We start from the raw sequence: 26434 nt of genomic DNA, 5'->3' as shown, positions 1-26434 counted from the left end.
GGTACACGCCACCAGGAGGAGCTCTTGGGGTCTCGCCGGGGAACGGTTCAGGGCACGTCCCCCGGCGAGGGGCTTACTCGACCGCGCGGCCGGACAGTCGCTCGACGCCGCGCAGCAGGGCCGAGTGGTCCAGCGAGCCGTCGCCGTTGGCGCGGGCCGAGGCGACCAGCTGGGCCACCACGGCGCCGACCGGCAGCGCGGCACCCACGGCGCGGGCGGCGTCGGTGACGATGCCCATGTCCTTGTGGTGCAGGTCGATCCGGAAGCCCGGGGCGAACCGGCGGTCGATCATGTTGGCCTTCTTGCGGTTCAGCACCGTGGAGCCGGCCAGGCCGCCGCCGAGCACGTCGAGCGCGGCCGGCAGGTCGACGCCCGCGTTCTCCAGGAAGACCACGGCCTCCGCCAGCACCTGGATGTTGACGGCCACGATCAGCTGGTTGGCGGCCTTCACGGTCTGGCCGGCACCGGCCGGGCCGACGTGGACGACCGTGGTGCCCAGCGCGTCGAACAGCGGCTTCGCCTCGGCGAAGTCGGCCGGGTCGCCGCCGACCATGATCGACAGCACCGCCTCGATCGCCCCGGCCTCACCACCGGAGACCGGGGCGTCCAGGGTGCGGATGCCCTTGTCCTTGGCGGCGGCCTCGACCTTGATCGAGGTCTGCGGGGTGATCGAGGACATGTCGATCACCAGCGTGCCGGCCGCGACGTTCTCCAGCACACCGCCCTCGCCCAGGATGACCTGCTCGACCTGCGGATCGGCGGGCACCATGGTGATGACGACCTCGGCGTCGGCCACGGCCTGGGCGATGCTGCCGGCGCCCCTGCCGCCGGCCGCCACCAGGGCGTCGATCGGGGGCTGGGTCAGGTTGAAGCCGGTGACGGTGTGGCCGGCCTTGACCAGGTTGGCGGCCATCGGGCTGCCCATGATGCCGAGGCCGATAAAGGCGATCTTGCGGGAGGCGCTCATCGCGTCGCGTTCCTTCGTACGTGGTGGGCCGGGGTGGTCCCGGCTGGGGGTGTGGACTCAGTTGGCGGCGCGCAGCTCGCGCGGGAGCCACTCGAAGCTGTCGGCACTGACGCCGTTCGCCGGGCGGTACTCCAGACCGATCCGGCCGGTGTAGCCGGCGGCGGTGAGCCGGGCGAAGAGGTCCTCGAAGTCGAGCTCGCCGGTGCCGGGCTCGTTGCGGGCCGGGGTGTCGGCGATCTGCACGTGGCCGATGCGGTCGGCGTAGCGGTCGATCACCGCGGCCAGGTCCTCGCCGTTGCGCGCCAGGTGGTAGAGGTCGCAGAGGAACTTGGCGTTGCCGAGGCCGGTGGCCGCGTTCACCTTGTCCACGACCTCGACCGCGGCGGCGGCCGAGACCAGCGGGTAGTCCGGGGACTCGGGCCGGTTGAGGGCCTCGACCAGCAGGATCGCGCCGATCGAGTGGGCGGCCCGGGCGGCGAGCACGAGGTGCTCCAGTGCCAGCTCGTCCTGCTCGGCGGCGGTGGCGCCCTCGACCCGGTTGCCGTACAGCGCGTTCAGCGCCTTGGTGCCGAGCGACTCGGCGAGCGCGACGGTGACCGGGACGTTCGCCCGGAAGCGCTCCTGCTCGGCGGGGACCGAGACGGTACCGCGGGCGCCCTTGGTGAGGTCGTCGAGGAAGTTGAGGCCGGTGAGCTGTACGCCCGCATCGGTGAAGGCCTTGCGGAGCCCGTCCAGCTCGGCCTGCGCCGGGCTGTGCTCCGCCCCGAAGGGCCACCACAGCTCGGCGGCGGTGAAGCCGGCGGCGGCCGCGGCGGCCGGGCGCTCCAGCAGGGGGAGCTCACCGAACAGGATGGACAGGTTGACCGTGTAGCTGTGCTTCGCAGCGGCAGTCACGTCGTTCACCTCTCACTCTCTCTTCCGTCTCCGCAACTTCCACGATCCGGAAGAGCGATTCTGTCTGGTGGAAGCTTGTCCCGCCACTCGGGGAGTGTCAAGGCCGTCACAACAATTTGTTGAAGTGGTCGAAACGTCTCGGCCACACGGGTGTGGCACTGTCCGATCGACCAGCCCCTCCCATCCGCACACCCGATCGCTACAGTGAGCGGGTGCGATTGATGGTGGAGTTCACGACAGAACCGTTCGAGCTGGACAGCTTCCCGGACCACGCCAAGGCTGCTCGCCGAGTCGTGGACGAGGCCGGCCTGGCCGTCTCGGTGGGCCCCTTCGGCACCAGCGCCGAGGGCGACGCCGAGTCCGCCCTGGCGGCCGTCACCAAGCTGCTGCGCGAGACCCTGGACGCCGGGGCGACCCGGATCTCGGTCCAGGTCAGCGTGCTCGACGACGACAACCAGACCCCGGAAGGAGTGGGTACGCAGTGAGCGACTCCCTGGACCACCCGCTCACCGCGGCGATAAAGCCGCTGCTCGACGCGGTCGGCGCGACCGCGGTCGAGGTCCGCGAGGCCCGACCCGAGGACGTCCTGCTGGAGTGGGACGGCGCGCCGGCGCTGGCCGTACGGCTGCCGCACCTCAGCAGCGCCCTGGACCGCCTGCTGGCGGAGATCGCCCGGCAGTTCGACGGGCGCCCGCTCGCCGAGCTGGACCGCGCCGAGAAGCAGCGCGCGGTCGCCCTGCTGGAGGAGCGCGGCGCCTTCACCGTGCGACACGGCGTGGAGACGGTCGCCTCGGCACTGGGCGTCAGCCGGTTCACGGTGTACAACTACCTGAACCGGCAGGACGGCAAGTAGCAGGCCGCCATCGCGGCCCGGTTTGGCCCAGTCTGTCCCGGCCGTCCCGCCGGGCACACTTGGCGAATCGCACACGACATGCGGCGGTAACGGGCCCCGACTCGAAACGTAACCACCAACCGTTCAACAAAGTGTTGACGGGCAGGGGTGGTGGATCTAGCTTTTGCGGGTGGCACCACTCTTCAGGAGGTCCACCCTTGACCAACCACCCTCATCCGTCCCCCGCGGCGCTCGACGAGCTCTCGGCGGCCCCGGCCGCCGAACTGCGGGAGACCCTGCTGGAGATCTGCTCCAGCCCCGGCTGGGCCGCCTCGGTGGCGGCCTCCCGGCCGTGGTCCGACCGGGGCGCGCTGCTGGCCGCCAACACCGCGGCCATGGCGGCGCTCACGGTCGAGGACCTGGCCGACGCCATGGCCGGCCACGCCCGGATCGGCAAGCCCACGGCGGGCGACGCCACCTCCGAGCGCGAGCAGGCCGGCATCCAGGGCGTGGATCCCGCTCTCCTCGACGAACTGCACGAGGCCAACGCCGCCTACGAGGCGAAGTTCGGCCACGTGTTCCTGATCTGCGCGACCGGCCGGACCGCGGCCACCATGCTCGCCGCCCTCCGCGAGCGGTTCCCGAACGACGCCGCCACCGAGGCGGAGATCGTCCGCGGCGAGCTGCGCAAGATCAACGACATTCGGATCAACCGCCTGCTGGACGGCACCGCCGTCTGACGGGGCGTCAACCCTGCCATCAGTAAGGTCACTTCACCATGACTGGCATCTCCACGCATGTGCTCGACACCAGTCTCGGCCGGCCGGCCGAAGGTGTGCCGGTCGAGCTCGCACTGCACACCGAGGGTGGCTGGAAGGTGCTCGGCACCTCCGCCACGGACTCCGACGGCCGGGCCAAGGACCTGCCGGCCGTGGAGGCGGGCTCGGTCGTCCGGCTCCTGTTCGACACCGCCGCGTACTCCGCCGCCCACTCGGACCAGGCGCCGTTCTTCCCCGAGGTCTCGATCGTCTTCACGGTCGCGCCCGCGCAGCACCACTACCACGTGCCGCTGCTGCTCAACCCGTTCGGATACTCGGTCTACCGCGGAAGCTAGACCGCTTCAGAGCTTAGGAGCCAGCCATGGCCCACGTACTCGGACAGAACCAGTACGGCAAGGCGGAGAACCGCATCGTCCGGGTCTACCGTGACTCCACCCGTCACGAGATCAAGGACCTGAACGTCTCGGTCGCCCTCTCCGGCGAGTTCGACGACGTCCACCTCACCGGCTCCAACGCCAACTGCCTGCCCACCGACACCACCAAGAACACCGTCTACGCCTTCGCCAAGGAGTACGGGATCGAGTCGGCGGAGGCCTTCGGCATCACGCTGGCCCGGCACTTCGTCGACAACACCCCGCCGGTGCACCGGGCCCGGATCCGGATCGAGGAGTACACCTGGGACCGGATCAGGACCCCGGACAGCTCGGCCCGCTTCATCGGCTCCGAGGAGGTCGGCCACTCCTTCGTGCGCAACGGCGGTGAGGTCCGCACCTGCGAGATCAGCTACGACGGCGAGAGCGTCCAGGTGATCTCCGGGCTCAAGGAACTGACCGTCATGAACTCCACCAACTCGGAGTTCTGGGGCTACATCAAGGACAAGTACACCACCCTGCAGGAGGCGTACGACCGCATCCTGGCCACCCAGGTCACCGCCCGCTGGAAGTACTCCTACAGCGGCCGCGAGGGCGAGGCCCAGCCGAACTGGAACCGCTCGTACACCCATGTGCGGCGGCACATGCTGGAGGCCTTCGCCGAGACCTACTCCTACTCGCTGCAGCAGACCCTGCACGCGATGGGCACCCGGGTCCTCAACAACCGCGCCGAGGTGGACGAGGTCCGCCTGGAGCTGCCCAACAAGCACCACTTCCTGGTCGACCTGGCGCCCTTCGGTCTCAAGAACGAGAACGAGGTGTACTACGCCGCCGACCGGATGTACGGCCTGATCGAGGGCACCGTGCACCGCGAGGGCGTCGTGCCCGTGATCCCGGTCGCCTGAGGCCGCGACCCCATGACCGCCGTCCGTCGCCGCACCCTCCGACCCTCGCGGGCCGGACGGTCGCGGACGGCCCGCACCACCCGCACCATCCGCAGATCCGCTTTCTCCACCCCCACCATCCGGAGACCGTGCCCGCCTCACGGCGGCCGCCCCGGGGAGTTGGAGGAGCCGGCCGGGGGACCCTTGCACCGCCGTCCCGCCCCCGGCCAAGGCGAATTCGGCCGACCTTCTCCAGCGCCGCGGGCGCGCCAGGAGCCACGGGCACAAGAGGGGCTCGACATGGCACTGCGCAACAACCCAACCGCAGACGGCGGTTCCACCTCCGACAGACCTTCGGGACCGGACGGGGCGTCCGGCCTCCCCGACACCCCGCCAACCCCGAAGGCCGTCCACCCCGTGGACGAGCTGCTCCCCCCGGTGAAGCTCCTCAGCACCGGTCTGCAGCACGTCGCCGCGATGTACGCGGGCGTCGTCGCGCCCCCGCTCATCGTCGGCGCCGGCGTGGGCCTATCCCCCGCCGAGCTCGCCCTGCTCATCTCGGCCAGCCTGTTCACGGCGGGCCTGGCCACCCTGCTCCAGACCCTGGGCATCTGGCGGATCGGCGCCCGGCTGCCGTTCGTGAACGGCGTCTCGTTCGCCGGCGTCGCCCCGATGCTCGCCATCGCCAAGAGCTCGATCGACAAGAACGGGAGCGCCGAGGACGCCCTCCCGGTGATCTTCGGGGCAGTGATCGTCGCGGGGCTCCTGTGCTTCCTCGCGGCGCCGTACTTCTGCAAGCTGATCAGGTTCTTCCCACCGGTCGTCCAGGGCACCGTGATCACCCTCATCGGGGTCTCGCTGCTTCCGGTGGCCGTCAACTGGGCCCGCGGCGGCGCACCCGGCGCACCCGGTTACGGATCGATGCGGGCCATCGGCCTCGCCGCGTTCACCCTCGCCGCGGTGGTGCTGTGCAACAAGCTGCTCCGCGGCTTCTGGCAGCAGCTCGCGCTGCTGGTCGGGCTGGCCCTGGGCACCGCGCTGGCCTTCCCGCTCGGCCTGGCCGACTTCGGCCCGGTCGGTCAGGCCAGGATCTTCGCCCTGCCCTCACCGTTCCACTTCGGGGCGCCGGTGTTCGACGCCGCGGCGATCGCCTCGCTCTGCATCGTCATGGTGGTCTCGATGACCGAGTCCACCGCCGACATGCTGGCGCTCGGCCGGATCGTCGACCGCGAGGCCGACGAGCGGACCCTGGCGGCGGGCCTGCGGGCCGACGGGCTGGCCACCGCCGTCAGTCCGGTCTTCAACGGCTTCGCGGCCAGCGCCTTCGCCCAGAACATCGGGCTGGTGGCGCTGACCAACATCCGCAGCCGGTTCGTGGTCGCGGCCGGCGGCGGGATCCTGATCCTGCTGGGCCTGTTCCCGGTGCTCGGGTCGCTGGTCTCGCTGGTGCCGCAGCCGGTCCTCGGCGGCGCCGGGATCGTGCTCTTCGGCACCGTCGCGGCGAGCGGGATCCGCACCCTGGCCGAGGCCGGGATGGAGTCCGGCGCCAACACCGTCCTGGTGTCGGTCTCGCTCGGGGTCGGCATCGTCCCGATCGCCGTCCCCACCTTCTACGACGCCTTCCCGGAGGCCGTCCGCACCCTGATGCACTCCGGCATCTCGGCCGGCTGCGTGCTGGCCGTCCTGCTCAACCTGCTGTTCCACCACGTCGGTACCGCCCGTAGGTCCCCGACCGCCGAGCCGCCCGGCGCGGCGGTGTCGACGGCCACACCGTCCTGACCGGTGGGGGGGCGTGCACCGCTCGCTGCGCGCCCCCTTCCCTCGCCCCCATAGGAGTCACACCATGGCAGTCCAGCCCCCGCCCGCCGATCAGCGGATCGTGATCGAGAACGTCGCCATCGCCACGGTCGACGCCAACGACACCGAGTACGCCCGCGGTCACGTCGTCATCCTCGGCAACACGATCGAGTCGGTCGGCGACGGCCCCGCCCCGCAGTGGCTGGACAACGTGGTGCGCCGGATCAACGGCGAGGGCCACCTGATCACCCCGGGCCTGGTCAACACCCACCACCACTTCTACCAGTGGATCACCCGCGGCCTGGCCCAGGACAACATCCTCTTCGACTGGCTGGTCGCGCTCTACCCGACCTGGGCCCGGATCGACGACAAGCTGGTGCACGCCGCCACCCAGGGCTCGGCCGCCGCCCTGCTCAAGTCCGGCTGCACCACCGCCTCCGACCACCACTACGTCTTCCCGCAGGGCGGCGGCGACATCCTCGGCGCCTCGATCGAGGGGGTCCAGGAGCTGGGCCTGCGGTTCACCGCGCTGCGCGGCTCGATGGATCGCAGCCAGAAGGACGGCGGCCTGCCGCCGGACCACGCGGTGGAGCGGACCGAGGACATCCTGATCGCCTCCGAGGCGGCCGTGGACACCTGGCACGACTCCTCGTTCGGTTCCATGCTGCACGTGGCCATCGCGCCCTGCTCCCCCTTCTCGGTCTCCACCGAACTGCTCAAGCAGTCCGCCGAGCTGGCCCGCCGCAAGGGTGTGCGGCTGCACACCCACGGCTCCGAGACGGCCGAGGAGGAGGAGTTCTGCAAGCAGCTCTTCGGCATGGGCCCGACCGACTACTTCGAGTCGACCGGCTGGCTGGGCGAGGACGTCTGGATGGCGCACTGCGTCCACATGAACGACTCCGACATCGCCAAGTTCGCCGAGACCGGCACCGGTGTCGCGCACTGCCCGTCCTCCAACGCCCGGCTGGCGGCCGGCATCGCCCGGGTCCCGGACATGCTGAAGGCCGGCGTCCCGGTCGGCCTCGGGGTCGACGGCACCGCCTCCAACGAATCCGGTGAGCTCGGCACCGAGCTGCGCAACGCGCTGCTGATCAACCGCCTGCACGGCCGCCCCGACGCGCTCACCGCGCGCAGCGCCCTGCGGCTGGGCACCATGGGCGGCGCCCGGGTGCTCGGCCGGCAGTCCGAGATCGGCTCCATCGAGGTGGGCAAGCTCGCCGACCTGGCGCTGTGGAAGGTCGACGGCATCATGCACTCCTCGATCGCCGACCCGGTCGCCGCGCTCACCCTGGGCGCGCTGCCGCCGCTGTCCGTCCTGTTCGTCAACGGCAACGCCGTGGTCGAGAAGGGCATCCTGACCACCGTGGACGAGGACAAGATCGCGCTGGCCTGCGCCCGCGCCGCCAAGGAGCTCGCCTCCCGCGCGGTCTGATCCGCCACCGACTCCGGTGCCGTGCCCGGGACGGCGCGGCACCGGACCCTCCGACGGCCCCACGGCCGCACCGGGGGGCACCGCCCCGGACCCACGGCGAGGGTCCGGGGCGGTGATGCGTCCTCGCACGTGGCGGGAACCGTTCGGCCCGGTCCACCGTCCTCCCTGGGTCAGAGAGACCGCAGCACGGGGGATCAGAACAACCGATGCACGACATCCACGTCCGGACCGCAGGACTGCACTCCGCGTCCGAGGCCGTCAGAACCAGTTCGACCCAGCTCGGCGGGCGCACCGGCCATTGGCTGGACGGCAGCCTGACGGCCGCCGCGGCGCACGGCGAGTGGTGGTCCGGCCCGGCACTGCGCGAGTGCGCGGACGCCTGGCAGACCCATATGACCTCGGTCGTCCAGCAGTTGCACACCTACGCCGACCAGCTCCGCGACTCCGCGCACTCGTACGACGCCGCCGAGCAGGAGGCCGCCCGCCGGCTCGACCAGGCCTCCCGCGACCTGAACGCGGGGGTCTGAGCATGGTCGAGTTCGCCGCGCTGAGGAGCGCCGACCCCGCGCAGCTGCGCGCCGCCGCGGACGGCTGGGTCGAGCTGTCCAAGGAGGCCTGGCAGGCCGTCCACGACATCCATGCCAACGGCATCGGCCCGGTCAAGGAGGACTGGCAGGACCGGGTCGGCCGGGCCGCCGGGAAGAAGCTGGACGAGCAGGCCCGCATCCTGGAGTCCGGCGCCGACATCATGCGCGGCGTCGCGATGGTGGTGGACGGCTGGGCCTCCTCCACCGAGTACGCGCAGCGGGCGCTCGGCCATGCGCTGGAGCTCGCCCGGGCGTACGAGCTGGAGGTGGACGCCGGCGGCGGGATCACCACCACCGGCGAGGTCACCCCCGAGAAGCTGACCCATATGAACGAGGTCGCCGACCTGATCACCGAGGCGCTCCGGGAGGCCACCCAGGCCGACGCGCTGGCCTCGACGGAGCTGCGCAAACTGGGCGCGGCCACCTGCGAGACCGACCCCGAGAAGGCGCTCGACCAACTCCAGGGCGAGGCTTCCGACACCCAGCTGAGCATGCTCTCCGGCGACATCCCGGACGGCAAGGACCCGAAGCTGGTCGCCCGTTGGTGGGAGTCGCTGACCCCGCAGGAGCAGCAGCAGCTGGAGCTCTCCGACCCGGTGAAGCTGGCCCACCTGGAGGGCCTGCCGCCCGGCGTCGCGGAGGAACTGCGGGGCGGGGCGGACCGCAAGTGGGACCGGGTCAAGATGGTCGAGTGGGTGCTGGCGCACTGGAACGACGACTCGGGCGACTTCGACGACGAGAACAACTGCACCAACTTCGCCTCCGAGGCGCTGCTCCAGTCCGGGGTGCGGATGAAGGGCGACTGGACGGTCGAGGGCGACGCCTGGAACCGGGGCCGCGACCCGGGCTGGCTCGGGCTCGGCATCGTCGGCCAGCAGCACAGCCACGCCTGGGGCGGCGCGCAGAACCTGCACGACTTCATGGTCTCCAACGGCGGGCGCGAGGTGCCGCCGTCCGAGGTGAAGCCGGGTGACCTGGTGTTCCTGGAGGACGACAACGACCTCAACCCCGACCTCAAGCCGGGCAACATCCACCACACCGCGATCGTCACCGCCGTCACCCCGGACGGCGACATCCGCTACAGCCAGCACAACGACTCGCGCAAGAACGTGAGCATGGACGGGCGTTCCGACCACGAGGCGGACTCCGAGGGCCGGCAGAAGATCAAGTATGTCCGTGTCGAACCGAACTGGTACTGAGATGACCGATCCGACGACGCTCCCCGCCGCGGCCCCCCGCCCCGCCCCGCTGCCCTGGCTCCTCGTCGCCACGGCGCTGGTGCTCCTCGGCTGGCTGTGCGCCCGCTACGGCCACACCGCCTACCTGGACGCGATCCCCCGGCGGCTGAACCACTGCCTGCCCGCCGAGCCGGTGCCGGCCGTCGCCGGGATCGCGGCGGCCGCCGGGCCGCTGCTCGGGCTGGCGGGCGTGGTGGTGGCGGCCCGGCAGCTACGCTCCGGCGGCGGCTGGGCGGCGGCGGCCGGCGTGCTGGTGGCGCTGGGCGCCCTGGTCCTGCTGGCCGACCTGTGGGGCCTGGCCGATCTGCTCCAGGGCCTGGACCACCCCCGCCGGACCTGCAGCGGCTGACCGGCGGCGGCCGACCGGGGCGGCGCCCTATGCTGGCCGCCATGCCCGGCGAGCGAAGCACCTTCAGGTACGCGGACGGCGAGCGGATCCCGGGCACCTGGCGCCCGGTCTTCGTCCACCACGCGGGGGTCCACCACCTCACCGAGCTGACGGTCTACGCCGACGGCCTGGTGGACTGCTGGGGCCTGTGCACGCTGGAGGAGTTCGCCGAGCGGGTGTCGTACGGCTGGGTGGGCGCCCGGATCTCCGAGGGTGCCCGGGGTGCCGCGGCCGGGGTGGCCGCCTGGCGGTTCGGCCCGGCGCACACCTTCCTGACCCCGGAGCGGGTGCTCGCCGAGGTGCGGGCGGAGTACGAACGGCTGAACGCACCGGTGGCACCGGCCGCCGGGCCGTTCGACCGCGCCGTGCTGGTGGACGAGTTCTCGCTGCCGGAGCTGCACAACGAGCACCCGCGGCCGGTCACCGTCGACGGGGTCGGCTACCCGTCGGCGGCCGAGGCCTTCCGGGCGCTGGCGCCGGGGCCGGGCGCGCAGCGCTCCCGCCCCGCGGTGATGGCCCGGGTGCTGCGCGCGAAGTTCGCCCAGCAGCCGCAGGCGGCCGCGGTGCTGCTGGCGACCGGGGACGCCGTGATCCGCTACCTGGATGAGGACTCCCGCTCCTGGGGCGGGGAGGGCGCCACGGCCCGGAACTGGACGGGCCGGCTGCTGGAGCTGATCCGGGCCGAGCTGGCCGAGGAGGCCGACGGGCCCGGCGAGCGGTGACCGCCGGCGGTCAGGCGGTGCGGCCCAGGGTGGCCAGGTAGGCGCGCCAGCCGCCGTACTCGGTGATCTCCCGGTGAACCCCGCGTTCGAGCTCGCCGCGGGCCAGCACCATGGACAGGCAGGCGGAGCCGTCGGCGAGCTCGATCACGCCGAGCTCCAGCGCACGCGGCTCGCCGGGGAGGATCACGTCGCGCAGGTGCTCCAGCGGGACGTCGTAGAGCTCGCCCTCGATCGCGGAGTCGACGCCCGGGTCGGCGAGCAGGCCGGGGCAGACGTCGCCGATCGAGAAGAAGCGGTGGCCGGGCGCGGTGCGGACCGGGCCGAGCAGCATGTCGGCGACCGAGTGGTGGAACGGACCGCCGACCATGGCCTGGCCGTTGAAGAAGATGCGTGCCATCGGGTGGTACCTCCGGGTGGGAACGGCGCGGCCCGGCCGAGGGCGGGATCTCCCCTGGTTGCCCTCGGCCGGGCCGGAACGGCGCTGTACGGGAACGGCCCTGTACCGGAACGGTGCTGTACGGAACGGTGCTGTACGGAACGGTGCAGTCAGCTCCGGCAGCGCTCCAGCCCGGCAGGCCGCAGCCGGTGCGCGGCTGGATAGATTGGGCGCAGCTCAGCCGAGCAGGCGCAGCGCGGGCAGGGTGAGGAAGTCGACGAACTCCTCGGCCAGCGCGACCTGTTCGAAGAGCCTGGCGGCCTCGGGCCAGCGCCCACCGGCGTAGGCCTGGTCGCCGAGCTCGGCGCGCAGGGCGGCGAGGTCCTCGGCCACGAGCCGGCGGACCAGCTCGGCGGTGGCCTTCTCGCCGGTGTCGGCCAGCACCACACCGTTGTTGATCCACTGCCAGATCTGCGAGCGGGAGATCTCGGCGGTGGCGGCGTCCTCCATCATGTTGAAGATGCCGACCGCCCCCAGGCCCCGCAGCCAGGCCTCGATGTAGCGGATCCCGACCTGGACGGCGTTGTGCAGGCCGGCCCGGGTGCACTTCCCGCCGGCCCCGGCGATGTCGAGCAGTTGGGCCGCGGTGACCGGCTCGGCCGGGCCCGGATTGTCCTTCTGGTTCGGCCGCTCGCCCAGCACGGCGTCGAACGAGGCCCGGGCGACCTTGACCAGGTCCGGGTGGGCGACCCAGGAGCCGTCGAAGCCGTTGCCGGCCTCCCGGTCCTTGTCGGCCTTGACCTTCTCCAGGGCGGCGGCGTTGACCTCGGGGTCCTTGCGGGAGGGGATGAAGGCGGCCATCCCGCCGATGGCGTGCGCGCCGCGCCGGTGGCAGGTCTGCACCAGCAGGCGGGTGTAGGCGGCCATGAACGGCGAGGCCATGGTGACGCTGTTGCGGTCCGGCAGGATGTAGTGCTCGCCGGCGTCGCGGAAGTTCTTGACGATCGAGAACAGGTAGTCCCAGCGGCCCGCGTTCAGCCCGGCCGCGTGCTCGCGCAGCTCGTAGAGGATCTCCTCCATCTCGAACGCGGCGGTGATGGTCTCGATCAGCACGGTGGCGCGGACGGTGCCGTGCGGGATCCCGAGGGCGGCCTGCGCGTGGGTGAAGACGTCGTTCCAGAGCCGGGCCTCGAGGTGGCTCTCGGTCTTCGGCAGGTAGAAGTACGGGCCGGAGTTCGGGTCCTGCTCGCCCTTGGCGAGGAGCCTGGCCGCGTTGTGGAAGAAGTACAGGCCGAAGTCGAGGAAGGCACCGGCCACCGGGGCGCCGTCGACCAGCAGGTGGTTCTCGTCGAGGTGCCAGCCGCGGGGGCGGACCACCACGGTGGCGAGCTCGGCGGCGGGCTTGAGGGTGTAGGCCTTGCCCGCCTCGGAGGTGAAGTCGATCCGGCCCTCGAAGGCGTCGATCAGGTTGATCTGCCCGGAGACCACGTTCTCCCAGGTGGGGGCGGTGGCGTCCTCGAAGTCGGCGAGCCAGACCCGGGCGCCGGAGTTGAGCGCGTTGATGACCATCTTGCGGTCGGTCGGCCCGGTGATCTCCACCCGGCGGTCCTGGAGCGCGCGGGGGGCGGGAGCCACCTGCCAGTCCCCGGCCCGGACCTCGGCGGTCCCGGGCAGGAAATCCAGCGTCCCGGCCTCGGCGATCTCGGCCCGGCGGGCCTTTCGTCGGGTCAGGAGCTCCTGCCGGCGACCTTCGAAGGCACGGTGGAGGCCGACCACGAAGGCGACCGCCTCCGGGGTGAGCACCTCCTCTGCGCGGGACACGCGCGGACCGGCGACAGTGACGACCGGGGCGGCGGGGGAAACGCCGTCAGGTCCCTGATCTGCACCCATGGGCAGGACACTCCTTGGACGGTTGTGAAAGCTTGGGGAGCTCCGGTGGGAACTTCCCAGATCCGAACCCACCTACCGGCGGGTTTCGTTCTGTAGGGTGGAGAGTAGTTTCCGCGATACAGAATTTCAACGGTTTGTTGAGCTAGATCGCTGGGACTCTACTCCTCCTCGCACAGTGAAGGGAACGCCGGTGGCCAGCACCCCCGCCGCAACACCGACAGGCACCGAGCGCGCCTCCGGTGGCGTGCAGTCCGTCGAGCGCGCCTTCCAGCTGCTGGAAGCGCTCGCCGACTCGGGCGGCATCGCGACCCTGAGCGAGCTCTCGACCACCTCCGGCCTTCCGATGCCCACCATCCACCGGCTGATCCGTACCCTCGTCCAGCAGGGATATGTCCGCCAGGACACCGCCCGCCGCTACACCCTGGGCCCGCGGCTGATCCGGCTCGGCGAGACCTCCGGCCGGCTGCTCGGCAGCTGGGCCCGCCCCTACCTGGCCGAGCTGATGGAGGCCACCGGCGAGACGGCCAACCTGGCGGTGCTGGAGGGCGGCGAGGTGGTCTACGTCGGCCAGGTGCAGTCCCGCCGCTCGATGCGGATGTTCACCGAGGTCGGCCGCCGGGTGCAGCCGCACTGCACCGGGGTCGGCAAGGCCCTGCTGGCCCAGCTGCCCGAGGAGGAGACCCGCGCGCTGCTCGGTCCGCAGCCGCTCCAGGCGCACACGCCGTACACCGTGACGGACCCTCAGGAGCTGCTCGCCCAGCTGGCGCACGCCCGCGAGGTCGGCTACGTGGTGGACGACCAGGAGCAGGAGATCGGCGTCCGCTGCATCGCGGTGGCGGTGCCCGGCGCGCCGACCCCCACCGCGCTCTCGGTATCCGGCCCGGAGGCCCGGATCCGCGCCCTGGAGGCAGCGGCCGGCAGCGCCGCGCTGGTGCCGGTGATGCGTCAGATCGCCTCCCGGCTGGGCCAGGTGCTCGCGCCCTGACGGTCAGCCGGCGCCGCCCGCCTGTGCCGTCAGCAGGAAGACGGCCAGGTCGGGTTCGGTCCCGGCCTCACGGAACAGCCGGGGGGCGGCGGCCATCTTCGGGTCCGCCCGGACGGCCTCCAGCGCGCCGATGTCCCGCCACAGGCTCTGCACCCGCCAGTGCCGGTCCGGCCCGCGCAGCAGTTCGGTGCGCAGCAGCCCCGCCGGCAGCTCGGCCGTGATCAGGGCGCGGTACGACGCCACGAACCCGTCCTCCCGGTCCGCGGCGATCCGTCCGCTCACCTCGCTCAGCACCCGCTCGGACACCCGTGCCTCCTCAGCTCGTCCCACTCGGCTCGCTACTGTGAGTATCGGCCAGAGTGCGAGCGGTGGGAGGTCCGAGGTGTCCAGGCGGGTGACGGCGCCACCGGGCCGGCACGCGAGGTGCCCCCCGGCACACGGGCCGAGGGGCACCTCCAGGTGGTCGGTGCCGACGACCGCGACGCTGCGGACAACGGCACCCCGTTCACGCTGAGCGTGTCACCGTGACGGTCAGCGGTAGACCCGCACGTAGTCCGCGGCGAAGGTGATCGGCGCGGTGCCGGTGGGCGCCGGGTGGTACTGGCCGGCGCTCAGCGACAGGTTGAGGATCAGGTACGCGGACCAGTTGGCGCCGACCCCGGTGTTGTCGGAGAAGACCTTGGTGCCGTTGACGTACCAGTCGACCGAGTTGGCGCCGTAGTAGGTGCCGATGGTGACCCACTTGTCCTTGGCCACCGCGTTGGCGTCGGTGAAGTACTTGGAGCCGGACTTGACGTGGTTGGTCAGCTCCAGCAGGTTCGGGTTGTCCGGGTGGTACTCGAAGGAGTCGATCTCCCCGTTGCCGTTCTTCCAGGTCCACAGCGCCGGCCAGGCGCCGGAGCCGGAGGGCAGCTTGACCCGGGTCTCGGCGTAGTCGCCGGTCTTCACCTGGAAGCCCTCGCCGGAGTACTCGGTGGTGAGCAGGCCGGTGTCCCAGGCCTGCTTGCCGTTCTCCAGCTTGTTGGCGCTCGGCTTGGCGGTGAAGGTGGCCACGCCGCCCGACACGCTGACGCCGCTCGGGCTCAGCCAGTCCAGCTTGTTGTCGTCGGGGTTGTGGTTGCCGTACCGGTAGGAGCTGCTCCTGTCGGTGGTCCAGCGGGTCTTGGACAGGCTGTCGAACTCGTCCGACCAGGTCAGCGACTTGCCCGCGACCGGCGCACCGGTGGACGGGGCGGGGCTCGGCGTCGGGGCCGGGGTGGGCGTCGGAGCCGGCGTCGGGGCGGGGGCGGGGGTCGGCGTGGTGGTGCCGGCCGCCGAGACCGTCAGGGTCTGCGAGGGCAGGTTGTGCCAGGCGTTCGCGGTGTCCTGCCAGAAGCCGAACTGGGTGTAGGTACCGGCCGGCAGGGTCCGGGCGGCGCTGGTGAAGGTGGTGCCGCTCGGGCAGATCTGCACGTTGGAGGCATTGCCGGGGAAGTCCAGGTTGTGGCCGGCCGCGTCGCGGACGCCGACGCCGAGGGTCTTGGCCGTGAAGCAGCCGGAGGAGTGCACCGTGAGGCTGGCCGTGGCGGCGGTGCCGGCGGCCATCGCGGTGGGGCCGAGGCGGTCCTGGGTCACCGTGGGGCTGGCGGCCTGGGCCTGGCCGACCAGCGGGACGCCGGCCAGCACGGTGGCGCCCGCGAGCAGGCCGAGGCGGGCGGGGGTGGGGGAAAGTCGCATGGAGGATTCCTCTGCGACGCCTGCGAGGTGAGCTGTCGGGTTCGGGCACGAGGCTGCCCGGCCGCCTGTGGTGCGGCTTCACCCCAAGCCGCGCGTCCTGCCCCGGGGCAGGGTGGAGCGCGGCACGTACCTGGTTCCCCCGCTCCTGTCCATGACGGTGCTCGAGTGACCGCCTCCGGGTGGACAGGACTAGGCGTCCCGACGGCGGGTCTGCCCAGCCGGGCATCCCGTGCAGGCTAGGCAGACGGATCGCACACGGACAACGAGACGTCCCTCACACACCCGCCCCGAGGCCCCGGCCCGGGGCCGGCTCACCAGAACCGGGGCTGCCCCGGGACGGTCTCCAGATCGGCCAGCACCAGCTCGCGGTCCTCCGGGGCGGCGATCTCCTCGGCGGCGGCCAGCGCCTGCTCGGTCCAGGCCCTGGCCTGCTCCTTCTCCCCCGCGACGGCCGCCGCCCGGGCCAGCGCCTCGTACGCGAAGGCCAGGTCCCAGTCGCCGATCCCGTTCGCCCGGCAGATCTCCAGCCCGCGCCGGGCGTGGTGCAGCGCGGGCTCGGCCCGGCCCAGCGCCGCGTACACCCGTGAGCACTGCCACTCGCCCCGGCCGAGGTTCACCGCCGTGCCGACCTGGCCCCAGTGGTGGCGCGAGGCGTGCGCCATGTGCACCATCCGGTCGTCCTCCTCGACCGAGCGGTCCTCCCGCTCCAGCAGCCGCCAGACCCCGTTGAACAGGTCCACCGCCAGCTGCCGCTCGTCGGCGGGGGCCGCCGCCTCCCGCTGCTCGTCGCCCATGACCGCGTCGATCCCTTCCTCGATCAGATGATCCGTCCGGTGGACGGCGCCGCGGAGCCGGTCCAGCCGGGCCTGCAGGCGCCGCCGGTGCTCGGCCAGCAGCCGCCGCACCGGCTCGCCACCGCCCGCGGCCAGGCACTCCCGCACCTGCTCCAGCGGCAGGTCCACCGCGCGCAGCTCCCGCACCAGCCGGGCCGCCGCCACCTGCTCCACCCGGTAGTACCGGTAGCCGGTCTCCTGGTCCACCTCGGCCGGCCGGAGCAGTCCGACCCGGTCGTAGTGGCGCAGTGCCTTGGCGGTCAGCCCGCTGCGGCGGGCCATGGCCCCGATGGTGAGCAACCGCTCCGCTCCGTCCGTCACACCTGGAATCTAGGACCTTGCCCCGGGGCAGGCTCAAGCCGGCCTGATCGGCCTGCGGCGCCCGCGCGTCCGCTAGGTTGGTGGTGCGGCCGGAGCCCCGGCCGCGGCCACCGCCGAGCGTTCAGAGGACCACTCCCGAGATGACCGCGCCCCTGCCTGGCTTCGCCGGACGTACGTACCTGTTCGATGTCGACAACGGCGCCGCCTTCCGCAACTCCTACTCCGCCGACGGGACGCGGCTGCGCTGGGAGGGCCTCGGCGAGTCGGCCGGACAGTGGGAGGACGTGCGGCTGCACGTCGCCGAGGTGGGCCCGCAGCTCTACTTCGTCAGCTGGACGGAGGCGAGCGGCATCACCGTGAGCCATGTGATGGACCTGAACGCGCTGACCGTCCGGGTCTTCTGGACGTACGAGGGCGAGGGCGGCCGGGTCGGCGAGCTGCACACCGGCAAGCTCCAGCCGGTCAGCTGACCCGCAGCCGGCCGGCGAGCCACTCCAGCGCGGCCGGCAGCAGCCGCCCCCAGGTCCCGAAGTTGTGGCCGCCCTCCGGCACCGTGGCGGTGGCCAGCGACATCGGGGCGCGCACCGCGGCAGCGAAGGCCCGGGTGTCCGCGAGGTAGTCGCCGTCGCCGCGCTCGGCGCCCGCCAGCAGCACCGCGATGCCGGGCGGCGGCAGGTGGCGCAGCCGCCAGAGCAGGTCGGCCTCCTCGCGCCGGCGCGGGCTGCCGCCGAACAGGTCTCCGGTGGAGGCGTCCTCGGCGGCCCGGTAGTAGCCGGAGAGCGCGACGGCGCTGGGGAACACCTCGGGGTGCCGCATGGCGAGTTTCAGCGCGCAGTAGCCGCCGGTGGAGTTGCCCATCACCGCCCAGGACCGCGGATCCGGCGAGACCCGGTAACCCGCCGCGACCGCCGCCGGCACGTCGCGGGTCAGATAGGTCTCGGCGCGCGCGCCGCCCGGGGCGTCCTCGCACTCGGTGTCGGCGGGCATCGCCGGTGACGGCCGCAGCAGCACCAGCACGGTCGGCGGCATCCGGCCGGCCAGGTTGAGCCGCAGCGCCGCGCCGGGGTAGTTCAGCCGGGTGATCAGGTTCCGGGCGTCGCCCGGGAAGCCCGTCATCACCACCACCGCGGGGAAGCGGCGGCCGGCGTACTCGGGCCGGAAGTACTGCGGCGGCAGGTAGACGTACCCGTCGGTGCTCAGCCCGGAGCGCGGGCCGGCGATCTTGACCGCCTGGATCTCGCCGGAGGCACCCGGCTCCCGGCCGACCGCGCCGCCGCCCCGGACCGGCTCCCGTCCCAGCACCCGCAGCTCCCCTCCCGGGGTACCGGTGGTCACGGTGACCGGGCCGCCCGCCGGGGTGCCGAGCAGGTCGTCCCAGCTGCCGTAGAAGGAGAAGTAGCTGTTGGCGGCCAGCGCCAGCGCCAGCAGCATCGCCAGCTGGGTGGCCAGCAGCGCGCCGATCCGGCCGGCCACCGCGCGCCGGCCCGGCCCGGCCAGCCGCGGCCAGCCGCGCACCGTCGCGGTCGCCGCCAGTACGGCGGCCGCCGCGGCGATCGCCAGCACCTTGTGGCTGGTCAGCCCCATCTCGGTGGTGCTCCCTCGGTTCGCGCCGGCGCGGGTCGACGAGGTCGACGAGGTCGGCCGGGTCGGTGAGGTTCGGCCGGTCGGTGGCGCCGGTCGGGTGGGGTCGGTGGCGCCGGTCAGGTGGGGTCGGTGGTCGCCCCCGAGGCGGTCCTGGCGTGTCTGGCCCGGGGCGCCCGGGGGGTGCCGAACCGGTTGCCGAGCCACACCAGGGCGGCGGCCACCGCCACGAACAGCGCCAGCAGCAGGGTGCAGGCCCCGGCCACCCGGCCGTAGCCGCCCGGCAGCCGCGGATCCACGAAGGGGTACGGGTACCAGTCCACCAGCGGCCCCCGGAGCAGGGTGTAGGCCAGGTACACCAGCGGGAAGACCAGCCACTTCAGCACCGTGGTCCGGCCGAGCCGGGCGGCCGGCGGCATCAGCAGCCAGTCGGCGAGGTAGACCACCGGCATCACCCGGTGGACGATGTCGTTCACCCACGGCAGCAGCAGGCCGAGGCTGTAGCCGGACAGCAGCAGGCCGTAGACCAGTCCGGTGATCGTCATGTAGAGCACGATCGCGCCGCGGATCTCGTCCGGCACGCCCGGTCGGCCGCGCAGCCCGAGCACGCCGCCGGTCAGCAGCACCAGCAGGCCGCCGATGTTGCTGAGGTTGGTGAAGTAGCTGAAGAAGTTGGTGAGCGGCGCCCCTGCGCCGACGGAGTGGTAGCCCTGGATGGACAGGGCCACCGCCGCCAGCAGGCCGAAGGCGATCCGCCCCAGCTGGACTGCGCGTTCCCGCACGGGCCCGACCTCCCTACCGCTGAACGATCATCAGTCGGGCCCATCATCGGCTCGGGCCGCCGCGGTGGCCCGGAGGCCGAGCGGCGGCGCGGGCGCCGTCACCCGTTCGGGGGCCGCGGGGCGGCGGGCCCGGGCGGCGTCAGGCGTGCGTGCCGCCGTCGATCCGGATCTCGGTGCCGGTGACGAAGGCGCCGTCGTCCGAGGCCAGCATGGCGATCACCCCGGCCACCGTCTCCGGCCCGGCGAAGCCCTGGCCGAGCGCGGGGGCCAGCTTGCCGAGCAGCGACAGGTCGGCGTCGGCCGGCAGGCCGGGGTTGCTGGTCATCCCGCTGGCGATCGACCCCGGAGCGACGCAGACCGCGCGCAGCCCCTGCTTGGCGTACTCGATCGCGATCGCGTGGGTGAAGGACTGGATGCCGCCCTTGGTGGCCGCGTACGCCGCCATGTACGGGTGCGCGAAGGTCGCGGAGGTGGAGCTGAAGTTGACCACCACGCCCCGGCCGGTGGCCAGCAGGGCGGGCAGCGCCTCCCGGGTGACCAGGAAGGTGCCGGTGAGGTTCACGGCCAGGAGGCGGTTCCAGAACTCCAGGGTGGTCCGGGCGGTGTGCGAGGAGCGCAGGATGCCGGCCGCGTTGACCAGCGCGTCCAGACCGCCCAGCGCGGTGACCGCCCCGGCCACCCCGACGCGCACCGAGTCCTCCTCGGAGACGTCGAGCACCGTCGTGACCAGCCGCCCGGCGGTGCCGTCGGCCTCGGCCAGCGCACGGGTGGCCGCCAGGCCCTCCTCGACCACGTCGGCGGCGACGACGGCGCCGCCCTCGGCCAGGATCCGGCGGGCGGTCGCCCGGCCGATGCCGGAACCGGCGCCGGTGATCAGGACTCGGCGGCCTTCGAAGCGGTTCATGGTGCTCTCCCTGCGGGTGGTGCGAGTGCGTTTCGCTGCACGGTACGCCTGAATGGCACGTCGTGCCACCTCTGCACGACCGGCCGACCCGGCCCCCGCTGCCGTAGGCTGACTCGCGTCCGAACGTCCGCGTCGCAGGTGACCAGGGGGCCTTCCCGTGTCCGGCATCGATCCGCGCCCGTCGCTCACCGAGCGCCGCAAGGCGGCCACCCAGCAGGAGATCGCGCTCGCCGCCGCCCGGCTGTTCGCCCGGCGCGGGGCGGAGGCCACCACCGCCGAGGACATCGCCCGGGAGGCCGGGGTCTCGCTGCGGACCTTCTACCGGTACTTCCGCGCCAAGGAGGACGCCGTGGCGCCGCTGCTCGCGGACGGCGTCCGGCAGTGGATCGGGCTGCTGTCCGCCGAACCGGCGGGGCTCACCTCGCCCGAGGCGCTGGAGCGTTCGGCCCGCGCCGCCTTCGGGCCCACGGCGCACCGGCCCGCGGAGGCGCTGGAATGGACCCGCGGGCTGCTGCGGGTGATGGCCGGCGACCCGGGGCTGCAGGCGGTCTGGCACCGGGTGCACCACGAGTCCGAGCTGGCCCTCACCCCCGTCCTGGCCGAACTCGCCGGACCGGCCGCCGACCCGCTGGAGATCCGGCTCGCCGCGGCGGCGGCCAGCACCGGCATGCGGATCGCCGTCGAGACCTGGGCCGCCACCGACGACCCGACGGACCAGGTCCCCGACCTGGCGGCGCGCTGCGTCGGGGAGTTGACCCGGGGTCTGCGGCTGTGGGGCCGGCACCCGTCCGATCCGCACGGCCCGTCGTAGGCCGCACCTCCGGACCCCGAGGGCTGCACCACCAGGGGGCGCCGGGAGCCCTCCGGCCGGAGGGCGAGGCGTGGAGGCCGGGGCACGAGACACCTCCCGCCGCAGGCTGAGGCACGGAACACCTCCCCGCCGGAGGCCGAGATGGGCGCACATCCCCGCCGCAGACCGAGGCACGGAACACCTCCCCCTCGGAAGCCGAACCGGGCGCACTCCCCGCCGGAGGCCGGGGCGCCTTCCGGCCTGCGGGCCCGGCTCGGGGTCGGGGCCCCGTGTTCAGGGGGTGGGGTGACCCGGGGTCAGGCGGCCGCCGCAGGCGAGGTTCCAGCGGCCGGCGCCGCCGGTGAGGCGGGTGAGGGTGAGCGGTTCGACGTCCAGGCGCCAGAAGGTGTGCGGCGGGAGGGCGAGGGCGTGCACCACGGCGGCGCGGATCACGGCGGGCTCGACCACCGCCAGGACGCGGCCCTGCTGCGCCGCGAGCCAGGTACCGATCCGGTCGACCAGGTCGAGCACCGACTCGCCGCCGTGCGGGGCCGCCGCGGGGTCGGCCAGCCAGCGCCCGAGGGCGGCCGGATCCTCGGCGGCGACCTCGTCGAGGGTGCGGCCGCGCCAGCCGCCGGTGTCCAGGTCGGCGAGGGCGGGGTCGGCCGGCGCGTCCAGGCCGAGGGCCGCGGCGGTCTCGGCGCACCGGCGGGAGGGGGCCGCCCGCACCCGGTCCGCCCCCGGGCAGCCGGGCGCCGCGGCGACGGCCGCACCCAGGCCGGCCGGCGAGAGCGGGGCCTGCGAGCCGAAGCGGGCCGCCCGCAGGTCGGTCGCGATGGCCGGTGAGATCAGCATCACCCGTACCGTCATCCGTGACTCCTCCTCACCCGGCCGCAAGCTCGGCACGTGTACGCACCGCCCTGCCGGGCGGTCCGCGCGCCGTGGCGTGCACCTTGTGCCCCTGCGACTGCCCTTGGCCCGGCAGCCGCACCACGGTACCGTCACTGCGACAATTGACGACGGTGTGACGGAAGCCGGTGCGAACCCGGCACGGTCGCGCCACTGTGTACCCGGCACCCGACTCCCCGTCGGGATCCGGAAAGTCAGACCCGACTCCGTCGTCCACTGCTCCATCGAACGGGACGCGAGTTCCCCCAGGAGGTCCGGTCATGGCTCACCCCATCGCCCCCGCCGCTCCGGCGATTGCCCCCATCTCCCTGAAGGCGATCGCCCCGTGGGCCGCCTTCTTCGGCATCCTGATGCTGATCGTCATCTACTTCGTCGGCGCCGAGCAGGGCGCCACCGCCCTCATCTCCGGTGAGAACGTGCACGAGTGGGTGCACGACGGCCGCCACCTGCTCGGCTTCCCCTGCCACTGATCCCGAGGGAAACCGACGCTCATGAACTCCATCTCCGTCAGATCCCTGCTCGTCCGCGGCATGCTCGCCGGCCTCGCGGCCGGCGTGCTGGCCCTGGTCGTGGCCTACCTGCTCGGCGAGCCGCACGTGGACGCCGCGATCGGCTTCGAGGAGGCGCACGCCCACTCGCACGACGCCGGTGAGGTCGAACTCGTCAGCCGCAGCATGCAGTCCACGCTCGGCCTGGCCACCGGCATCCTGCTGTACGGGCTCGCCTTCGGCGGCATCGCCGGGCTCGCGTTCTGCTTCGCGCTCGGCCGGATCGGTCGCTTCGGTCCGCGCGCCACGGCGGCCCTGCTCGCCGCCGCCGGCCTGGTGGTGGTCTACCTGGTGCCGTTCCTGAAGTACCCGGCCAACCCGCCGTCGGTGGGCGACCCGGAGACCATCGGCAAGCGCACCACGCTGTACTTCCTGATGATCGCGCTCAGCGTGCTGCTCGCGGTGGGTGCGACCATCCTGGGCCGGCGGCTGGCGCCGACCCTCGGCAACTGGAACGCCACGGTGGTGGCGGTGGTCGCCTTCGTGGCGGCCGTCGGCATCGCCTACGCGGTGCTGCCCACGGTGGACGAGGTGCCGGAGGACTTCCCGGCCTCACTGCTGTGGCAGTTCCGGCTGGCCGCGCTGGCGATCCAGGTGACCCTGTGGAGCGGCTTCGGCCTGCTCTTCGGGCACCTGGCCGAGCGGCTGCTCAGCCCGGCGCCGGCCGCCGCGCCGGGCGCCGCGCCCGCCGCGGTCTGACCGACCCGCACACCCCGAGGGCCCGGTACCGAGCACCCGCTCCGTACCGGGCCTTCGGCGTGCTCAGACCGGCACCACGGCGACCGGGCAGTGCGCGTGGTGCAGCACGGCGTGCACCTCGGTGCCGAGCCGCAGGCCGAAGCGCGGGGCCGGCTCCCGGCGGGAGACCACCAGCAGCGCGGCCTGCCGGGAGGCCTCGACCAGGGTGGCGGCACTCGCCCCGGTGAGCTGGCGGGCGTCCAGGTGGACCTCGGGGTAGTCCTCCGCCACCGGGTCCACGGTGTGGCGCAGCAGCTGCTCGTGCAGCCTGGCCTCCTCGGTGGCCTCGTCCGGCATCGGAGCCGCCTGCCCGGCCTCGGCGACCAGCGGGGACCAGGTGTGCAGGGCCTCGACCGGCAGCTGCCGGTCGGCGGCCGCCCGCAGGGCGAACCGCAGGGTGGCGGCGTCCCGCTCGTCACGGACGGCGACCAGGATGCGGCTGCCCGTCTCCGGCACCCCGCGCGCCACCACGACCGGGCAGCGGGAGTGCGCGGTCACCCGCAGGCTGACCGAGCCGAGCAGCAGCGAGGCGAAGCCGCCGTGGCCGCGGGTGCCGACCACCGCGAGCTCCGCGTGCTCGGCGGCCGTGAGCAGCGCCTCGGCCGCGTCCCTGGGCACCACGTCCCCGGTGAGGCGGAGTTCCGGATGGGCGGCCGAGAGCTTGCCGAGGCAGTCGGCGAGCAGGTCCTGCGCGTCCCGGAGGATGAGGTCGGTCACCGCGGCCCCGGTACGCGGCGACAGGGTCACGGTGCCGGTGTTGACCGCGTGCACCAGGTGCAGTGCACACCCCCGGCGCTCGGCCTCCTGGGCGGCCCATTCGGCGGCCGCCTCGGCGGGCGCCGATCCGTCCACCCCGGCCACCACGCCTGCGGGGGCTCTGCTGTTCATGATGGTCTCCCGGTGACGCTCCACGCCCTCCGCCCGGCCCGCTCCGGGCCGCCGCGCAGGGCCCTGGTACCAGGATGCGCCTCCCGGCGCCGGCCCGCCGGTGACCTCCGGACGCCCGCGGCTACCGGGCGACGGCCCGGGCCTGCCCGCCGGCCGGGAAGTCGCCGGGCAGTTCGGGGTCGGACAGGTGGAACACCCGGTAGCGGGCGACCGCGGGGTCCTCGGGGTCCGCGGGCGGCGGCCGGTGCCAGAGGGCGAACCGCAGCAGCTCCCAGCGGTACGGGTCGAGCGCGACGGCGGCCGAGTGCAGACCGGGGCGGTCCACGGGCTCGGCGAGCGCCTCGGCCAGCGCCTCGGCCGGGTCGGTGTGCTCGGGGATCGCGGTGAGCGTCCGGGTCGCCGTCCGGGGCGCCGACCCGGCGGCCGGGCCGGGCCGCAGGCCGGTGCCGAGCCAGTGGCGGACCGGCGGGCGGCCGAAGTCCGCGCTCAGGGTGCGAAAGCCCGGCCCCCGCAGGAAGCCCGCCATCGCCTCGGCGGTGTGCCAGAGGTAGAGCGGCGCGTACTGGTTGACCGGGGAGCCGGCCCCGTCCCCGCGCTCGCGGACCAGGTAGGCCTTGAGCGCCAGGCCGGGCAGCTGGTCGGTCAGCCGCCCCCTGTCGGCCACCCGGCGGTGGATGATCCGCATGTCGTAGTCGGCGGGGAGGGTGATCTCGTACTGCATCGCCTGCACGGCGGGCCTCGTCTCAGGGGGTGCGGAGCAGCGCGAGCGCGCCGCGGACGGCCTGCTGGAAGGGCTCGGGCGAGCCGGCCGCGCGGGCCAGCACGTAGCCGCCCTGGAGCACCGCGACGATCGCGGCCGCGGTGTCGGCGGGGTCGGGGCCGGCGGCCAGCTCGCCGGCCGCCCGGCCCTCGGCGACCACCTCGGCGAGCCGGCCGCGCAGCCAGGCCAGGGTCTGCTCGACCGGCTCGCGCAGCCGCGGGTCGGCGACCACCTCCGGGTCCTGGGCCATCCGGCCGATCCGGCAGCCGCGGAGCACCTCGCGCTCGCGCCCGAGGTAGCCGGCGATCCGCTCGTACGACGTCCCGGGCCCGCCGAGCTGCTGCTCGGCGAGCGCGCGCAGCTGCTCGCCGCTGCGGCGCAGGGCGGCGGCGGCGAGATCGGGCTTGCCGTCGAAGTGGTGGTACATGCTGCCCTGGCCCACGCCGGACCGCTGCTGGATGGCCTTGGGGCTGGTGCCGACGTACCCGCGCTCCCAGAGCAGCTCCTGGGCGCTCTCGATCAGGCGGTCCTGGGTGTCCATGGGGACACTGTACATACCAGTAGGTACAGGCCCAAGACTGTCAACCAAGGTTGACAGCTGCGGAGCCGTCAACCTAGGTTGACAACATGAGCGAGACCAAGGAGCTCGCGGCCGCCGCGAGCAGCCGTGATCCGGCCGTCGGACTGCGCGCCGTCCGCGCGCTGCGTGAACTGGCGGACCGGTTGGAGGACCTTCAGGTCGCCAACGCCCGCGGCCAGGGCTGGTCCTGGCAGGACATCGCGGTGTGCCTGGGCATCAGCCGGCAGGCCGTCCACAAGAAGTACGCCCGGCGTGGCTTCGGCACGCAACAGGATGGAGACTGAGGGATGTTGGAGCGATTCACCGCATCGGCGCGCCAGGTGGTGGTCCGGGCCAGGGCGGAGGCCGCCGAGCTGGGGCACGGTCACATCGGCGGCGAGCACCTGCTGCTCGCCGTCCTCGCGGACCCGGCCGACCCGGCCGCCGCGGTGCTGGTCGAGGCCGGACTCGACCACGAAACCGCCCGCGCGGCCGTGCTGCGGCTGGTCGGCGGCGGGATGGACGGCCCGGCGCTGGCCACCATCGGGGTCGATCTGGACGCCGTCCGCGAGGCCGTCGAGGCGGTTTTCGGGGAGGGGGCGCTGGACGCGCAGCCGGAGGAGCCGGCGGCCCGCCGGCGCGGCTGGTTCCGCTCCGGAGAGGCCAGGGGCGGGCGCAGCCCGTTCACCGCCGGGGCGAGGAAGACCCTGGAGCTGGCGCTGCGCGAGGCGGTGCGCCTGGAGTCCGGCCGGATCGCCACCGGGCACCTGCTGCTGGGGCTGCTGCGGGAGGGCGAGGGGCTGGGCGCCAAGGTGATCGCGGACCACGGGCTGGACTTCACGGCGGTGCGCGGGGCCGTCGAGGCGACCCTGCGCTGAAACCGCCGGGTCCCGCCCCGCGGCTACGGGGCGGGACCTGAGCGGGAGCTGAGCGGGAGCGGGCCGGGATCCGGCCCGAGCAGGG

At 73.4% G+C, this 26434-nt stretch carries 32 protein-coding genes and 1 riboswitch; of the genes, 18 read left to right on the top strand and 14 right to left on the bottom strand.

All coding sequences use genetic code 11. From position 1 onward, the window contains the following. Positions 1-73: 73 nt before the first annotated feature. Both AB0K43_RS01145 and AB0K43_RS01140 read right to left on the bottom strand, forming a co-directional pair. Positions 74-967, bottom strand: coding sequence for a 2-hydroxy-3-oxopropionate reductase (locus tag AB0K43_RS01145; RefSeq protein WP_363634462.1), 894 nt, complete (start codon positions 965-967; stop codon positions 74-76). 57 nt (positions 968-1024) lie between these two features. Beyond that, on the bottom strand, positions 1025-1870 hold the full coding sequence (locus AB0K43_RS01140; protein WP_363634461.1) for a TIM barrel protein: 846 nt from the start codon (positions 1868-1870) through the stop codon (positions 1025-1027). Between the two features lie 203 nt (positions 1871-2073). On the opposite strand from AB0K43_RS01140, the gene AB0K43_RS01135 reads away from it, so the two are divergent. The 11 genes from AB0K43_RS01135 (at position 2074) to AB0K43_RS01085 (ending at position 10891) form a co-directional block, all read left to right on the top strand. Next, a complete protein-coding gene (locus AB0K43_RS01135; protein WP_363634460.1) occupies positions 2074-2346 on the top strand; it encodes a thiamine-binding protein in 273 nt (90 codons plus the stop codon). Next, a complete protein-coding gene (locus AB0K43_RS01130; protein WP_363634459.1) occupies positions 2343-2714 on the top strand; it encodes a helix-turn-helix domain-containing protein in 372 nt (123 codons plus the stop codon). The genes AB0K43_RS01135 and AB0K43_RS01130 overlap by 4 nt, the downstream gene beginning before the upstream one ends. Positions 2715-2911: 197 nt before the next feature. Further along, positions 2912-3433 carry a 2-oxo-4-hydroxy-4-carboxy-5-ureidoimidazoline decarboxylase gene (gene uraD, locus AB0K43_RS01125; RefSeq protein ID WP_363634458.1) on the top strand — a complete coding sequence of 174 codons (522 nt, stop codon included), beginning with the start codon at positions 2912-2914 and terminating at the stop codon, positions 3431-3433. Positions 3434-3471: 38 nt separating this feature from the next. Then, the gene (gene uraH / locus AB0K43_RS01120) at positions 3472-3807 is read left to right on the top strand and encodes a hydroxyisourate hydrolase (RefSeq protein WP_363634457.1); all 336 of its coding nucleotides are present in this window, start codon (positions 3472-3474) and stop codon (positions 3805-3807) included. A gap of 26 nt (positions 3808-3833) precedes the next feature. Beyond that, complete coding sequence (gene pucL / locus AB0K43_RS01115) at positions 3834-4748, top strand: factor-independent urate hydroxylase (protein ID WP_363634456.1); 915 nt, start codon at positions 3834-3836, stop codon at positions 4746-4748. 279 nt (positions 4749-5027) lie between these two features. Then, positions 5028-6506, top strand: a complete 1479-nt coding sequence (locus tag AB0K43_RS01110) for a nucleobase:cation symporter-2 family protein (RefSeq protein ID WP_363634455.1) — start codon at positions 5028-5030, stop codon at positions 6504-6506. Between the two features lie 64 nt (positions 6507-6570). Then, positions 6571-7956: an 8-oxoguanine deaminase gene (locus tag AB0K43_RS01105; RefSeq protein ID WP_363634454.1), complete on the top strand. Its 1386-nt coding sequence runs from the start codon at positions 6571-6573 to the stop codon at positions 7954-7956. A gap of 206 nt (positions 7957-8162) precedes the next feature. Next, positions 8163-8483, top strand: coding sequence for a type VII secretion target (locus AB0K43_RS01100; protein ID WP_363634453.1), 321 nt, complete (start codon positions 8163-8165; stop codon positions 8481-8483). A gap of 2 nt (positions 8484-8485) precedes the next feature. Beyond that, entirely contained in the window at positions 8486-9742 is a 1257-nt protein-coding gene (locus AB0K43_RS01095) for an amidase domain-containing protein (RefSeq protein WP_363634452.1), read from the top strand. Position 9743: 1 nt separating this feature from the next. Beyond that, the gene (locus tag AB0K43_RS01090) at positions 9744-10130 is read left to right on the top strand and encodes a hypothetical protein (protein WP_363634451.1); all 387 of its coding nucleotides are present in this window, start codon (positions 9744-9746) and stop codon (positions 10128-10130) included. A 41-nt stretch (positions 10131-10171) separates the two neighbouring features. After that, positions 10172-10891: an NADAR family protein gene (locus tag AB0K43_RS01085; protein ID WP_363634450.1), complete on the top strand. Its 720-nt coding sequence runs from the start codon at positions 10172-10174 to the stop codon at positions 10889-10891. A 10-nt stretch (positions 10892-10901) separates the two neighbouring features. On the opposite strand, the gene AB0K43_RS01080 is transcribed toward AB0K43_RS01085, so the two are convergent. Beyond that, positions 10902-11288 (bottom strand): gamma-glutamylcyclotransferase, encoded by a 387-nt coding sequence (locus tag AB0K43_RS01080; protein WP_363634449.1) that lies wholly within the window; start codon positions 11286-11288, stop codon positions 10902-10904. A gap of 216 nt (positions 11289-11504) precedes the next feature. After that, positions 11505-13157: a malate synthase A gene (gene aceB / locus AB0K43_RS01075; protein ID WP_363634448.1), complete on the bottom strand. Its 1653-nt coding sequence runs from the start codon at positions 13155-13157 to the stop codon at positions 11505-11507. A 190-nt stretch (positions 13158-13347) separates the two neighbouring features. Between aceB and AB0K43_RS01070 the strand changes: the two genes are divergently transcribed. After that, entirely contained in the window at positions 13348-14142 is a 795-nt protein-coding gene (locus AB0K43_RS01070) for an IclR family transcriptional regulator (RefSeq protein WP_363634447.1), read from the top strand. 3 nt (positions 14143-14145) lie between these two features. On the opposite strand, the gene AB0K43_RS01065 is transcribed toward AB0K43_RS01070, so the two are convergent. From AB0K43_RS01065 to AB0K43_RS01055, 3 genes are all read right to left on the bottom strand, one after another. Beyond that, positions 14146-14448 carry a hypothetical protein gene (locus tag AB0K43_RS01065; RefSeq protein WP_363634446.1) on the bottom strand — a complete coding sequence of 101 codons (303 nt, stop codon included), beginning with the start codon at positions 14446-14448 and terminating at the stop codon, positions 14146-14148. A gap of 225 nt (positions 14449-14673) precedes the next feature. Further along, positions 14674-15858: a glycoside hydrolase family 16 protein gene (locus AB0K43_RS01060; RefSeq protein ID WP_363634445.1), complete on the bottom strand. Its 1185-nt coding sequence runs from the start codon at positions 15856-15858 to the stop codon at positions 14674-14676. Positions 15859-15860: 2 nt separating this feature from the next. After that, positions 15861-16028, bottom strand: a riboswitch (cyclic di-AMP (ydaO/yuaA leader). A gap of 141 nt (positions 16029-16169) precedes the next feature. Continuing rightward, on the bottom strand, positions 16170-17012 hold the full coding sequence (locus AB0K43_RS01055; RefSeq protein ID WP_363634444.1) for a helix-turn-helix domain-containing protein: 843 nt from the start codon (positions 17010-17012) through the stop codon (positions 16170-16172). A gap of 140 nt (positions 17013-17152) precedes the next feature. Between AB0K43_RS01055 and AB0K43_RS01050 the strand changes: the two genes are divergently transcribed. Then, on the top strand, positions 17153-17482 hold the full coding sequence (locus tag AB0K43_RS01050; protein ID WP_363634443.1) for a MoaF N-terminal domain-containing protein: 330 nt from the start codon (positions 17153-17155) through the stop codon (positions 17480-17482). Here AB0K43_RS01050 and AB0K43_RS01045 read toward each other — a convergent pair. The 3 genes from AB0K43_RS01045 to AB0K43_RS01035 all read right to left on the bottom strand — a co-directional run bounded on the left by AB0K43_RS01045 (position 17475) and on the right by AB0K43_RS01035 (position 20279). Then, positions 17475-18596, bottom strand: a complete 1122-nt coding sequence (locus tag AB0K43_RS01045) for an alpha/beta hydrolase-fold protein (RefSeq protein ID WP_363634442.1) — start codon at positions 18594-18596, stop codon at positions 17475-17477. The two genes, AB0K43_RS01050 and AB0K43_RS01045, sit on opposite strands and share 8 nt — an antisense overlap. A 116-nt stretch (positions 18597-18712) precedes the next feature. Beyond that, complete coding sequence (locus tag AB0K43_RS01040; RefSeq protein ID WP_363634441.1) at positions 18713-19375, bottom strand: Pr6Pr family membrane protein; 663 nt, start codon at positions 19373-19375, stop codon at positions 18713-18715. Positions 19376-19514: 139 nt separating this feature from the next. Continuing rightward, positions 19515-20279 (bottom strand): SDR family NAD(P)-dependent oxidoreductase, encoded by a 765-nt coding sequence (locus AB0K43_RS01035; RefSeq protein WP_363634440.1) that lies wholly within the window; start codon positions 20277-20279, stop codon positions 19515-19517. A 157-nt stretch (positions 20280-20436) separates the two neighbouring features. Between AB0K43_RS01035 and AB0K43_RS01030 the strand changes: the two genes are divergently transcribed. Beyond that, entirely contained in the window at positions 20437-21090 is a 654-nt protein-coding gene (locus tag AB0K43_RS01030) for a TetR family transcriptional regulator (protein WP_363634439.1), read from the top strand. 273 nt (positions 21091-21363) lie between these two features. Here AB0K43_RS01030 and AB0K43_RS01025 read toward each other — a convergent pair whose 3' ends face one another. Beyond that, a complete protein-coding gene (locus AB0K43_RS01025; protein WP_363634438.1) occupies positions 21364-21939 on the bottom strand; it encodes a histidine phosphatase family protein in 576 nt (191 codons plus the stop codon). A 299-nt stretch (positions 21940-22238) separates the two neighbouring features. On the opposite strand from AB0K43_RS01025, the gene AB0K43_RS01020 reads away from it, so the two are divergent. Both AB0K43_RS01020 and AB0K43_RS01015 read left to right on the top strand, forming a co-directional pair. Next, positions 22239-22448, top strand: coding sequence for a CbtB-domain containing protein (locus AB0K43_RS01020; protein ID WP_363634437.1), 210 nt, complete (start codon positions 22239-22241; stop codon positions 22446-22448). Positions 22449-22469: 21 nt separating this feature from the next. Continuing rightward, positions 22470-23225: a CbtA family protein gene (locus AB0K43_RS01015; RefSeq protein ID WP_363634436.1), complete on the top strand. Its 756-nt coding sequence runs from the start codon at positions 22470-22472 to the stop codon at positions 23223-23225. 63 nt (positions 23226-23288) lie between these two features. Here the strand turns inward: AB0K43_RS01015 and AB0K43_RS01010 are convergent, their stop codons facing one another. The 3 genes from AB0K43_RS01010 to AB0K43_RS01000 all read right to left on the bottom strand — a co-directional run bounded on the left by AB0K43_RS01010 (position 23289) and on the right by AB0K43_RS01000 (position 25453). Further along, positions 23289-24152, bottom strand: a complete 864-nt coding sequence (locus AB0K43_RS01010; protein ID WP_363634435.1) for a universal stress protein — start codon at positions 24150-24152, stop codon at positions 23289-23291. Between the two features lie 121 nt (positions 24153-24273). Further along, entirely contained in the window at positions 24274-24873 is a 600-nt protein-coding gene (locus tag AB0K43_RS01005) for a DUF4865 family protein (protein WP_363634688.1), read from the bottom strand. A gap of 22 nt (positions 24874-24895) precedes the next feature. Next, entirely contained in the window at positions 24896-25453 is a 558-nt protein-coding gene (locus AB0K43_RS01000) for a TetR/AcrR family transcriptional regulator (protein WP_363634434.1), read from the bottom strand. An 86-nt stretch (positions 25454-25539) separates the two neighbouring features. On the opposite strand from AB0K43_RS01000, the gene AB0K43_RS00995 reads away from it, so the two are divergent. Continuing rightward, entirely contained in the window at positions 25540-25776 is a 237-nt protein-coding gene (locus AB0K43_RS00995; protein ID WP_363634433.1) for an RNA polymerase subunit sigma-70, read from the top strand. Between the two features lie 3 nt (positions 25777-25779). Further along, positions 25780-26349 carry a Clp protease N-terminal domain-containing protein gene (locus tag AB0K43_RS00990; RefSeq protein ID WP_363634432.1) on the top strand — a complete coding sequence of 190 codons (570 nt, stop codon included), beginning with the start codon at positions 25780-25782 and terminating at the stop codon, positions 26347-26349. Positions 26350-26434: the final 85 nt, after the last annotated feature.

It is taken from the genome of Kitasatospora sp. NPDC049258, assembly GCF_040678895.1.
Classification (GTDB): Bacteria; Actinomycetota; Actinomycetes; order Streptomycetales; family Streptomycetaceae; genus Kitasatospora.
This window is presented reverse-complemented; position numbering and strand designations above follow the sequence as displayed.